Annotated in this window: 3 protein-coding genes; all 3 read right to left on the reverse strand. The window is 75.8% G+C overall.

The window, feature by feature from the left end; all coding sequences use genetic code 11:
* On the reverse strand, positions 1-3,064 hold a 3,064-nt coding region (locus ACFXGA_RS20390; protein WP_378090101.1), incomplete at its 3' end, for a type I polyketide synthase.
* A complete protein-coding gene (locus ACFXGA_RS20395; protein WP_378090103.1) occupies positions 3,061-11,850 on the reverse strand; it encodes an SDR family NAD(P)-dependent oxidoreductase in 8,790 nt (2,929 codons plus the stop codon). The genes ACFXGA_RS20395 and ACFXGA_RS20390, both read right to left, overlap by 4 nt.
* Before the next feature lie 417 nt (positions 11,851-12,267).
* Positions 12,268-12,738 (reverse strand): hypothetical protein, encoded by a 471-nt coding sequence (locus tag ACFXGA_RS20400; protein WP_378090105.1) that lies wholly within the window; start codon positions 12,736-12,738, stop codon positions 12,268-12,270.
* Positions 12,739-13,013: the final 275 nt, after the last annotated feature.

The raw sequence follows: 13,013 nt of genomic DNA on the forward strand, positions 1-13,013 counted from the left end.
CCGAAAATTCGCCGTCGCCCACGGCGACCCCGCCCCGCCGGGGGGTGCGGTCGGCGGGGTGGTCGCGGCGGACGGTGGCGCGGTCGCCGTCGTGGCGGTACCGCTCCCCCGCCACCACGACCACGCTGCGCTCGCCCCGCCGTGCCGCGTGGGCGGCGACGGCGTCACCCACGCCGCCCGCGTCGGCCAGCACCAGCCACGCGCGCCGGACGCCGTCCGCGACCGCGGGCGCGGTCGACCGCCGCCACACCAGGCGGTGCGGCAGGGCCTCGTCGGCGAACTCCTCCGAACCGTCCGCCCGTTCCTCGGCCGCGGGGACCGGGCCGCCGCGCCGGCGGGGCGGTCGCCGGCTCGGCGTCGGGTCGAAGGCGTAGGTGGGCACGGGCACCCTGGTCCGGGTGTAGTCGGCGTCGAACCCCGCCCAGTCGATGTCGCCGCCGCGGGTGTGCAGCAGCGCCACGCCCGCCAGCAGGCTCTGCCAGTCGTCCCGACCCGGCCGCAGGCTCGGCACCAGCACGGCCTCGTCCTCGGCGGGCAGCATGTCGTTGACCAGCCCCAGCAGGGTCGCGGTCGGGCCGACCTCGACGAACGCCCGGTGACCCAGGGCGCGCAGGGTGGCCACACCGGTGGCGAACCGGACGGGCTGCCGGGCGTGGCGGCACCAGTAGTCGGCGTCGGGCGCCTGGTCCCACGGCCACAGCTCGCCGGTCACGTTGGACACCAGCGGGATCACCGGCGGGCTGAAGGTGATCCGTTCCGCCGCCGCGCGCAGCTCGTCCAGGATCGGCTCCACCAGCGGCGAGTGCGAGGCGGTGGTGATGTGCAGGCGCTTGGCGCGGATGCCGCGCGCGGTGAACGCCGCGCACACCGCGTCGACCAGCTCGCCGTCACCGGAGATCGTGGTGGCGGTCGGGCCGTTGACCGCGGCGACGGAGATCCGGCCCGGGTGGGCGGCCAGCTCCTCGGCCACGACCAGTTCGGGCGCCGCGACGGAGGCCATGGCGCCGGTCCCGGACAGCGTCTGCATCAGCCGGGAGCGGACGACGGTCAGCGCCAGCCCGTCCTCCAGGCTCATCGCGCCGGCGACGCAGGCGGCCACGTACTCGCCGAAGCTGTGCCCCAGCACCGCCGCCGGCCGCACGCCCCACGACTGCCACAGCCGGGCCAGGGCGTACTCGACGGCGAACACCGCGGGCTGGGCGTAGGCGGTCCGGTTGATCAGGTCGCGGTCGCCGCCGTCGGGGTAGAGCACCGACAGCAGCGGCCGCTCCAGCATCGGGCGCAACACCGCGTCGCACTCGTCCACCGCGGCGCGGAAGGTCGGCTGCGTCTCGTAGAGGCCGCGGGCCATGTCGACCCGCTGCACGCCCTGCCCGGTGAACAGGAAGACCACCTCGCCGGCCGAGCCGGCCCGGCCGACGGCCACCCCGTCGGCCACGACGCCCTCGGCGAACGCGGCCAGCCGCTCGGCGACCTCGCCCGCCGTGCCGCCGGTGACGGCCAGCCGGTGGGCGAAGGCGGACCGGCCGGTGTTGGCGGAGTAGCACAGGTCGGCCACCGGTTCCGCGGCGGTGGCGAACCGGTCGCGGTAGCGGGCCGCCAGGGCCGTCAGCGCGGTCGGCGACTTGGCCGACAGCGCCAGCACCGACCGCGGCCTGCGGTCGTCGGCCTCGGCCGGCGCGGCCCGTTCGGGCGCCTGCTGGAGGATCACGTGCGCGTTGGTGCCGCTGAACCCGAAGCTGCTCACGCCCGCGGTGCGCGGGCCTCCCGTCTCCGGCCACGGGGTCAACGCGGTCGGCACGGTGAACGTGGTGCCCGCGAAGGAGATGTTGGGGTTGAGCCGGCGGAAGTGGACGTTGCCCGGGATGGCACCCTTGTGCAGCGCCAGCACCACCTTGATCAGCCCGGCGATGCCCGCGGCGGCCTCGGCGTGGCCGATGTTGGTCTTGGACGAGCCCAGGTGCAGCGGCGGGCCCGCCGGCCGGCCGTAGACCTCGGCCAGCGCCTCGACCTCGATCGGGTCGCCGAGCCGCGTGCCGGTGCCGTGCGCCTCGACGAACGTCACCTCGTCCGGTCCGACACCGGCCGCGGCCAACGCCTGGCGCAGCACCTCGCGCTGCGCCGAGCCGTTGGGCGCGGTGACGCCGGCGCTGCGACCGTCCTGGTTCACCGCCGCGCCGCGGATCACCGCCAGGACCCGGTCGCCGTCGCGCTCGGCGTCGGACAGCCGCTTGAGCACGACCGCGCCGCAGCCCTCGCTGCGCACGTAGCCGTTGGCGGAGGCGTCGAACGCCTTGCACCGGCCGTCCACCGACACCATGCGGCCGAACTGCGAGAACGACACGCTCGGCAGCGGGGACAGCACCACGTTGACCCCGCCCGCCACGGCGAGGTCGGACTCGCCCAGGCGCAGGCTCTGGCACGCCTGGTGCACGGCCACCAGCGCCGAGGAGCACGCGGTGTCGATCGCCATGCTGGGCCCGCGCAGGTCCAGTGTGTAGGACACCCGGCCGGTCACGACGCTGTGCGCGACCCCGGTGCCCGCGTGGGCGGAGAAGTCGACCGGGTCGAGCAGGTGCTCGGTGGCGTAGTCGAAGCTGGACACGCCCATGAACACGCCGGTGCGGGAGCCCGCCAGGCGGGTCGGCGCGCGGCCGGAGTCCTCCAGCGCCTCCCACACCACCTCCAGGGTGAGCCGCTGCTGCGGGTCCATGGCCAGCGCCTCGCGCCGGGAGATCCCGAAGAAGTCGTGGTCGAACGCGTCCACCCGGTCCAGGAAGCCGCCGCTGCGGGTGCTCACCTTGCCCGGCCTCGGCTCGGCGCTGAAGAACGCGTCGACGTCCCACCGGTCGGGCGGGATCTCCCGCACCGCGTCGGTGCCCGAGGCCAGCAGGTCCCAGTAGCTGTCGCCGTCGACCGCGCCACCGGGGAACCGGCACCCCAGGCCGACGACGGCGATCGGCTCGGTGCGGGCGCGCTCGTGCGCTTCGAGGTCGCGCCGCAGCCGCTGCATGGTGGTGTAGGCGCGCCTGAGGGTGGCGGCGGTGTCCTCCGGGGCTGTCATGCGTGCCGTCCTTCGTCGATCTGCTCGGCCGTGGCCAGCAGGAGTTCCTCCAACTCGCGGACCGACAGGTCGTCCAGCCCGTCGGTGTCGTCCTCGGCCGCCGCGTCCGCCGGCGGCGCCTCCAGGGCGACCCCCATCCGCTCGGCCAGGAACGGCACCAGCGCGTCGATGGTCGGGTAGCGCCAGGTCACGGTGGCGGGCAGCTCGACCCGCAGCGAGGTCTCCAGCCGCTTGCGCAGCTCCAGCGACAGCAGCGAGTCGAACCCCATGGCGTTCAGCGGCGCGGACCGGTCCACCAGGTCCGGGTCCAGGCGCAGCACCCGCGCGGCCTCCTCCTGGCAGTGCCGGGCCAGGATCGCGTGCCGCCGGCGGCCCGGTTCGACCGCCAGCATCCGGTCGTGGACCTCGCCGCGCGGCCGGCGGCCGGTCGCCGGCGCGCCGTCCGAGACGAGCCGGGCCAGCAGCGGGGGCAGCAGGCCGCGGTCGGCGGCCTCGCGCGCCGCGACCCGATCGAGCGGCAGCACGCACGCCTGCGGCAGGTCCGACCGCAGCAGCCGGTCCAGGGCGGCGACGCCGTGCGCCGGGGTGATGCCCCTGACGCCGCGGGCCTCCAGCGCGCCGCCCCGGTCGGGTCGGGCGGCCAGGCCCGCTCCCGACCAGGCTCCCCAGTCGACGCTGAGCGCGGGCAGCCCGAGGGCGGCCCGGTGCTGGGCCAGGCCGTCGAGGAAGGCGTTGGCCGCGGCGTAGTTGCCCTGGCCCGCCGAGCCCAGCAGCGCCGCGGCGGACGAGTACAGCACGAAGAAGTCCAGGTCCAGGTCCGCGGTGGCCCGGTGCAGGTGCCACGCGGCGACGGCCTTGGGTTCGGCGACGGTCCGCAGGCGGTCGGCGTCCAGCCGCAGCAGCACGCCGTCGTCCAGGACGCCCGCCGCGTGCACGACCCCGGCCAGTGGCGCCGGCAGGTCGGCCAGCAGCGCGGCCACGTCCTCGGCCCGGGACACGTCGGCCCGGCGCACCAGGACGTCGGCCCCGCGCTCGCGCAGCTCGCCGACGACCGACTCCGCCCGGTCCCCCGGTCCGCCGCGGCCCGCCAGCACCAGGTGCCGCGCGCCCTGGTCGACCAGGTGGCGGGCGGTCTCCAGGCCGAGCGCGCCCAGGCCGCCGGTGATCAGGTACGTCGCGTCGGGCCGGACGGTGCCGCCGGCCCGGACCGCGACCCGCGCCGGCGGCCGCTCGTCGGGGCGCAGCACGACCTTGCCGATGTGCCGCGCCCGCGCCATGTGCCCGAACGCGTCCTCGGCGCGGGAGTACGGGAACTCGGTCACCGGCAGCGCGTGGAACTCGTCGGCCGCGAAGCCCGCGGAGATCCGGTCGAGCAGCCGGGCGACCAGCGCGGGCTGCTCGGCCAGGGAGTGCTCCAGGTCCACCGCGAACAGCGACCGGTTGTGCTTGAGGGAGCCCAACCCCAGGTGGCTGTTGTCGTAGACGTCGCGCTTGCCGATCTCCACGAACCGCCCGCCGGGCGCCAAGAGGTCCAGGCTGCGCGCCAGGGCCTGCCCCGCCAGCGAGTTGAGCACCACGTCCACGCCGCGCCCGCCGGTCAGCTCGCGCACCTCGTCGGCGAAGCGCAGCGAACGCGAGTCCATGACGTGCGGTACGCCCATGCCGCGCAGCAGCTCGCGCTTCTCCTCGGTGCCCGCCGTGGCGAACACCTCCGCGCCCGCCGCCCGGGCGACCTGGAGGGCCGCCAGGCCGACGCCGCCGGTCGCGGCGTGGATCAGCACGGTCTCACCGGGCGCCAGGCGGCCCAGGTGCTCCAGGCCGTAGACGGCGGTGAGGAAGGCGATCGGCACGGCCGCGGCCTCGGCGTCGTCGAGCCCGGCCGGTCGCGGCGCGACCAGCTCGGCGCGGGTGGTGGCGGTGGTGGCCATGCTCGCCGGCGCGACGGCCACCACGGCGTCGCCGACGGCCGGCGTGGTCACGCCCTCGCCGACCGCCACGACGGTGCCCGCGCACTCCGCGCCCAGCGGCACCGTCTCGGCGGGCACGCCGGGGCAGTCGCCCATCGCCTTGAGCACGTCGTTGAAGTTCAGCCCGGCGGCGGACACGGCGATCCGCACCTCGCCCGGTCCGGGTGGGCGGGGGTCGCAGTGGACGGGTTCGAGGCTGTCCAGCAGGCCGGGGCGGGTGGCCATCACCCGGTGGTCGCCTCCGGCCGGCCGGTGGCGCCAACCCCGTTCGGCCCGGGCGGGTCGCGGGTCGAACGGCGCGAGCCGCGGGGCGAACCTCCGGCCCGCCCGCAGCGCGAGCTGGCCCGCTCCGGTGGACGTCACCTCCTCGTACAGCCCTTCCACCCCGCCGGCGGGGTCGAGGTCGACGATCAGGGGGCGCAGCTCGGCGTGCTCCGACTCGACCACCCGCGCCAGGCCCCACAGCGCCGCCTGCGCCACCGCCACCGGCTCGTCGGCCACGCGCTGGGCGCCTCGGGTGAGCACCACCAGGCGGGGCGGCGCGGTCACGGCGGCCAGCGCCCGCACGAGGTGCAGTGCCGACGCGGTCGGGCCGGTCCACAGCCGCGCGGCCTCGTCGCCCGCCTCGTCGCCCGCCCCGGCGTCCAGCGCCCAGGCGTGCACGACGCCGTCCACGACGCCGACCTCGGCCACCAGGGCGGTGACGTCCTCGGCCCGGTCCGGGTCGATCTCGTAACGCGTGGCGTCGACCCGGCGGAAGCCCGCGGCCGGCGTGACGGTGACCGCGGCACCCCCGGCCGCCAGGATGCCGGAGCGCAGGTCGGCGCACGTCCCGTCGCGGTCGGCCAGCAGCAGCCACCGGCCGGGCGCGGCGGCCGGCGCCGCCGGGGCGTCCGCCTCCCGCCACACCGGCACCAGCACCGACTCGTCCACGGCGTCGCGCCCGCCGCCGAGCCGGCGCAGCGCGATGTCCTCCACGACGCCGACCGGCCGCCCCCCGGCGTCGAACAGCTCGACGCGGCAGCCGGTGATGTCGGCGCCGTCCACGACGCCGGCCGTGGCCCGCGCCCACGCGGGGGCGCCGCTCACGGTGAACCGGCCGACGCCGACCGGCAGGTGGGTGCCGCCCGCGGCGAGCGCGGCGCCGAGCACCTGCAGGCAGCTGTCCAGCAGCGCCGGGTGCACCGTGTAGGGGTCGCGGTCCACCGGCTGCGCCAACCGCGCCAGCGCCTCGCGGTCGGCGGACCACAGCTCGGCGATGCCCTGGAACGCCGGGCCGTACCCCAGCCCGCGGCCGTGCAGGGCGGCGTAGTGGCCCGCCACGTCGACCGGGGTCGCGCACCGGGAGCGGACCGCGGCGAGGTCCTCGGTCGCCGTCGTCGCACCGCGGTCGGGCAGCCGGTAGCGGCCGTCGGCCGCCTCCGTCCAGCCCTCCTCGGCGGTGTCGCGGGTGAACAGCCGGAACACGCCGGTGTCGGGCGCCTCGGGCACCAGGACGAGTTGCAGGGTGTCGTCGGTCGCGGCGGCGGGCACGACCGTCACGGCCGACAGGCGCACGTCCTCGATCACGGCCGTGCCGTCGCCGAGGGCGCGACGGGCGGCGGTCAGGGCGGCGTCGAGCACCGCGGCGGCGGGCAGCACGGCCGTGCCGTCGACCCGGTGGTCGTCGAGGTAGCCGAAGCCGTCGAGGTCGACCCGGGCGGTCCAGTGCAGGGCCCGGGGCGCCACGGCCGAGCGCACTTCGTGCGCCAGCAGCGGGTGGCCCGCGCGACCCGACCGGCGGGCGCGGCCGGCGGGCAGCCACAGCGGTTGCCGCTGCCACGGGTAGGTCGGCAGCCCGACCACCGATCCGGCGGTCCCGACGACGCGGGTCCAGTCCAGCGGCCACCCGGCGGCGTAGAGCGCGCCCAGCTCGGTGAACAGCGCCTCGCGGGAGGGGCGGTCGCGGCGCAGCGAGGCGACCACGACGGCCTCGGCCCGCTGGACCTCGATCCGCTCGCGCACCGCGTCGCCGAGCACCGGGTGCGGGGAGATCTCCACGAACGCGTCGTGCCCGGACTCCACCAGCGCGGTCACCACGCGGTCGAACAGCACGGGCCGGACGATGTTCTCCGCCCAGTACCCGGCGTCCAGCCGGGCGCCGTCGACCGGCTCGCCGGTCACGGTCGAGATCATCGGCACGGCGGTCGCGCGGGGCCGCAGTCCCGACAGCCGCTCCCACAGGTCGGTGGCGACCGGTTCCACCAAGGGGCTGTGCGAGGCGAACTCCACCGACTCCAGCAGCCGGGCGAACACCCCGTCGGCCGCCAGGTCGGCCACCAGCCGCTCCACCTCGGCGGTCCCGCCGGACAGCACCGTGGTGCCGGGGCTGTTGCCGGCGGCGGCCCACAACGCGGTGCGCCCCGCCAGCACCTCCGGCACGCGGTCCCACGGCAGCCCGACCACGGCCATCCGGCCCCGACCCACCGCCGCCCGCAGCGCCGTCCCCCGGTGCAGGGCGATCAGCAGCGCGTCCTCCAGGCCCAGCGCACCGGCCACGTGGGCGGCGGCGATCTCGCCGACGCTGTGGCCGACCACCGCGGCCGGCTCCACGCCCCACGACCGCCACAGCGCCGCCAGGGCGATCTGCACCGCGCACAGCGCGGGCTGGCCGCGATCGGTGTCGAGCAGGCGCGAGTCGGCGGCGGCGAGCTGCTCCAGCAGCGACCAGTCGACGTGCCGGCGCAGCAGCGCGTCGCAGCGCCGCAGCACCGACCGGAACACCGGTTCGGAGTCCGCCAGGTCCGGCGCCACCGGCCACCAGCGGCTGCCCTGGCCGGAGAAGACGAACACGGCCTTGTCCGACCGCGCCGACCGGCGGGTGCCCACGGCCAGGCCGGGTGCGTCCTCGCCGGCGGCGAAGGCCCGCAGGGACTCCCCCAGCCGGACGGCCGAGTCGCCCACCACGACCAGGCGGTGCTCGTGGTGGTCGCGGCGCGCGGTCGAGGAGAACGACAGGTCCCGGACGGTGACCCCGCCGCCGGTGGTCAGCCGCTCGTACCGGCCCGCCAGTTCGCGCAGCGCGTCCGCCGTGCGCGCGGAGATGGCCACGGGGTGGGCCAGGCCGTCCGGGGTCGAGCCGCCGACGCGCGCCGGGGCCTGCTCGACCACCAGGTGCGCGTTCGTGCCGCCGAAGCCGAAGGAGCTGACCCCGACCAGCGCGGGCTCGTCGGCCACCGGCCACGGCGCGAGCGCGTCGGCGACCCGCAGCGGCAGCTCGTGGAACGGGATGTGCGGGTTGGGCTCGCGGAAGTGCACGGTCGGCGGCACCTCCCGGTGGCGCACCATCAACACCGCCTTGATCAGCCCGCCGATGCCCGCGGCGGCCTCCATGTGGCCGACGTTGGACTTGATCGAGCCGATCAGGCAGGGCCGGTCGGCGGGGCGGCCTTCGCCGAGCACCGCGGCCAGCGCCTTGACCTCGATCGGGTCGCCCAGTGGCGTGCCGGTGCCGTGCGCCTCCGCGTAGTGCACCCGTCCGGGCGCCACGCCGGCGGCGGCGTAGGCCGCGCGCAGAACCGCTTCCTGCGCGTGCGGGTTGGGCGCCATCAGCCCGTTGCTGCGGCCGTCCTGGTTGACCGCGCCGCCGCGCACCACCGCGTGCACGGGGTCGCCGTCCGCCAGCGCGCGGCGCAGCGGCTTGAGCACGACCACCCCCGCGCCCTCGGCGCGCACGTACCCGTCGGCGGCGGCGTCGAACGGCTTGCACCGACCTCCGGGCGACATCACGCCCGCCTGCGCGAAGTTGATCGCGCCCGCGGGCGAGAGCACCAGGTTCACCCCCGCGGCCAGGGCCAGGTCGGAGTCGCCGCGGGCGAGGCTCGCGCACGCCTGGAGCACCGCGACCAGCGACGAGGAGCACGCGGTGTCCACGGCCATGCTCGGGCCCCGCAGGTCCCACAGGTAGGACAGCCGGTTGGCGGCGATGCTGAGCGCGCTGCCGGTGCCGGTGTGCGCGTCGATGCCGTCGAGGTCATTGAGCTGGAAGGTCGCGTAGTCGAACGAGGAGATGCCGACGAACACCCCGGTCCGCGAGCCCGCGAGCCGGGACGCGGGCAGCCCCGCGTCCTCGAGCGCCTCCCACGCCACCTCGGCCAGCAACCGCTGCTGCGGGTCCATCCGCGCGGCCTCCTGCGGCGAGATGCCGAAGAAGTGCGGGTCGAAGCGGTCCACGTCGGCCAGGAAGCCGCCGTGGCGCGTGACGGCGCCTTCGGGTCCGAAGTCCTCGGCGCGCGGGCGGTCCGCGGGCACCGTGCCGACCGCGTCGCGGCCCTCGCGGAGCAGCTGCCAGAAGGACTCCGGGCCGTCCGCGCCGGGGAAGCGGCAGCCGATGCCGATGACGGCGATCGGCTCGGCCGGCGTGTCTCCCGCGCCGCCGCCGGCCTGCTCCCGCACCGGGTCCGCCGGGCGGGCGGCGACATCGGCGGGCGCGGCCCCGGCAGGCGCGCCATCGGCGGGCGCGAGCCCAGTGCGCCCGGCCTCGGCGGGCGCGGCCTCGATGTGCGCGGTTCCTGTGTGCCCCGCCTCGGCAGGCACGGCCCCGGCAGGCTCGAACCCAGCGGGCGCGGCCCCGGCAGGCTCGAACCCAGCGGGCACGGCCCCGGCAGACGCGGCCCCGGCAGACGCGAGCCCAGTGCGCGTGGCCCCGGCGCGTGCGGCCCGGGTGTGCGCGGCCTCGGTATGCGCGACATCGACCCCGTCCCGGGCCGGGTTCGCCGGGCGGTCCGCGACGTCCGCGGGGTCCGTGGGCGTGAGGTCCGGGTGCGTGAGGTCCGGGTGCGTGAACTCGACCGGCCCGATCGTCGAAGGTGCCTCGGGCCGGGCGGAGCCCGCCGGGTCGTCCACCGGGCCGGTCGCCGACACCCCCGGCGCACCCAGGTGGGACGCCAGTCGGGCGATGGTCGGGTACTCCCACATCAGCGTCGCCGGCAGCGTGCGCCCGAGCCACCGCTCCAAGCCGCCGACCAGCGACACCATCTCCACCGAGCGCAGCCCGAACCCCGCCAGCGGCCGGTCGCGGTCCAGCTCGGCGGCGGGCACGCCCAGCGCCGCGGACAGCTCCGCGCGCAACCGCGCCTCGACCTGGTCCGGCCCCACCACCGGCACGGCGGGCGCCGGCCGCGCGGCGGGTGTGGCGCTCCACGTGGCGGCGGCGTCCAGCCCACCCGCCCGGAACAGGGCCAGGCAGGCCGAGCGCTGGAGCTTCCCGCTGGAGGTCTTGGGCACCTTCCCCTTGCCCACCAGCACGATCTCGTCCACGCCCAGGCCGTGCTCCTCGGCCACGGCCACCCGGATGGCCGCCATGACGGCGTCCAGGTCCAGCGAGGCGGGGTGGCGCGCCAGCTCCTGCACGACGACGACCCGCTCACGGCCGTCGACGGTGACGGAGCCGGCCACCCCGCAGCCGGGGCGCAGTGCCACGGGGTCGCTGAGCTCGACGGTGCGCTCGATGTCCTGCGGGTAGTGGTTGCGGCCGTCGACGATGAGCACGTCCTTGATGCGCCCGGTCACGTAGAGGTTGCCGCCGTCGAGGAAACCGAGGTCGCCGGTGCGCAGGAACGGTCCCTCGCCGGTGTCGTCGAGCCGCGCGGCGAAGGTCTCCTCCGTGTCCCGTGGGCGCTCCCAATAGCCCTTGGCGACGCTGGGTCCCGCGACCCAGATCTCGCCCACGCGCTCGGCGGGCAGCTCGCGCCGGGTCGCCGGGTCGACCACGGCGATCCGCTGGCCGCTGATGGACACGCCGCACCCGACCACCGTGCGCGCCTCCGCCCCCGGCCTCGCGTCGACCACCTCGTTGCGCGTCAACGCCTCGGCCTCGGCGTGGCGCCACAGCAGCCGGCCCTTCCAACCACCGGCGGACACCGCCAGCGTCCCCTCGGCGAGGCCGTAGGCGGGCATCAGCGCCGCGCCGTCGAAGCTGGACTCGGCGAAGGTCCCGGCGAAGCGGTCGAGGGTCTCCAGCCGCACCGGCTCGGCGCCGGAGAAGGCGATCCGCCACGTGCTCAGGTCCAGCTCGGCGCGCTCCTGTTCGGTGATCTTGGTCAGGCACAGCTCGTAGGCGAAGTTGGGGCCGCCGCTGATGGTCGCGCGGTTCGCCGCGATCGCCTGCAGCCAGCGCAGCGGCCGCTTGAGGAAGGAGAACGGCGACATGAAGGTCACCGGGTAGCCGGCGTGCGCCGGGGCCAGCAGGCCGGCGATGAGGCCCATGTCGTGGTAGGGCGGCAGCCACGTCACCATGTGGTCGCCCGGTCCGGTGCCGAAGATCTCCCGGTTGATCCGGTCGATGTTGTGCCTGAGGTTGTCGTGGCCGACCATCACGCCCTTGGGACTGCTGGTCGAGCCCGAGGTGTACTGCAGGAATGCCAGGTCGTCGGCGGCGATGTCGGGACGGCGCCACTCCTGCGCGGCGGCGGGGTCGACGTCGTCCACGGTGAGCCAGATGAGGTCGCGCAGGCGGGGCGCGTGCTCGGCGAAGCTCTCCGACATGGCGGTGATCGAGCCGGGGGCGAGGACCACGCTGGGGCGGGCGTCGTCGATGACGGCCAGCAGGCGGGGCAGGGTGCGCTGCAGCAGCGAGGGGTTGGGCGGGTACACCGGCACCGCGATCACCTGCGCGTAGAGGCAGGCGAAGAACGAGGCGACGTAGTCCAGGCCCGCCGGGCACACGATCAGCGCCCGGTCACCGGCCGGCACCCGGGCGCGCAGCGTCGCGGCGATGGCGCGGACGCGCGCGTCGAACTCGGCGTTCGTGAGACCGAGGGGTTCACCCTCGCCGTCCACCAGGAATCGGTAGGTGCGCTCCTCCGGACGTTCCGCGAAGTAAGCCCGGAAATGATCGACGAGATTTCCCCGACCTGTCACGTCGGACGAGTGCGCGAAGATGGACAACAGCCTCACACCCCACAGTCGGATTTTCCGACGAATAAGACGGACATCGTCCCGGCGGATGCAGCCGGCATCGGGCAGACGTTCACGAAGGTGGACCGACTGTAGCGGCGGGCGCAGCACGCCATCAAGACCGCCCCGTAGTGGGCGGGCATGAAATCCGCACCCGCATTACGGGCGACACCGGCGACACCGCCCGACCGGCGTACCGCCCTATTCCACACTGCGCAGAATCCCGGTGTTCACGCATGAAAAAGGGGCGACCCGCGGAGGGGCCGCCCCGGAAACCGCGTCGATTCGCGGCGCGGTGGACTAGTGCGCGGTTTTGCGAGAGAAGTACGCCGACGCGGCGGGCGTCCACAACGCCACCGCGGCGACCAGGCCGACGACGCCGACGAGGATCCCGCTGAGGGTCACCAGGACGGGGAAATTCTCACCGAAGTGGTAGAAGCCGAGGGCGGTGCCGACGGCGAAGACCACGATCGCCGCGATGCGCGCCCACCCCTTGCCCTTCCGGACCGCCCGGATGAGGGCCAGGTAGACCAGCGCGCTCAGCACCCCGAGCGTGAAGAGGTAGGTCAGGGTGATGCCCTTGACCTCGGCGAGCTTCTCGGCGCTGTAGGAGGAATAGGCGCTGCGGAAGTTCGCGCCCAGGCCGTCCGGGCCGGCCTGGTCGACGATCACGACGAGCACCGCCAGGACGGTGGCCGCGAGGCCGGCGTAGAACAGGTTGACCGCGGTGCGGACCGGGGCCGGGCGGACCGGAGCGGCGAAATCGGCCATCGGGAGCCTCCTGTGCGGAATGCGTTGCCGCGAACCCCGCGCCCCGACACCCAGGACGACGCCGCGGCATTCGCACTGCTTTGACGTGCGGATGCTAGCAGCGCAAAGACACCGGAAATCGACATCCCTTAGGCCATTCCGGTCACTCGTCACCCGGAATGAGCACGAAGTCCCGGCATCGCGGGGACCAATGGTGGGGTACCCCTAAGGGACGATCGTCCCCCCGCCCCGACCGGTGTCGCGGGGGGCTGTTAAGACGGGCGGACAACGCGACG

It is taken from the genome of Actinosynnema sp. NPDC059335, from assembly GCF_042752395.1.
GTDB lineage: Bacteria > Actinomycetota > Actinomycetes > Mycobacteriales > Pseudonocardiaceae > Actinosynnema.

What these genes read in the sequence shown, in the direction of transcription:
- ACFXGA_RS20400 (WP_378090105.1), bottom strand. Translation starts at nt 12,738, where the DNA reads ATGGCCGATTTCGCCGCTCCGGTCCGCCCGGCCCCGGTCCGCACCGCG.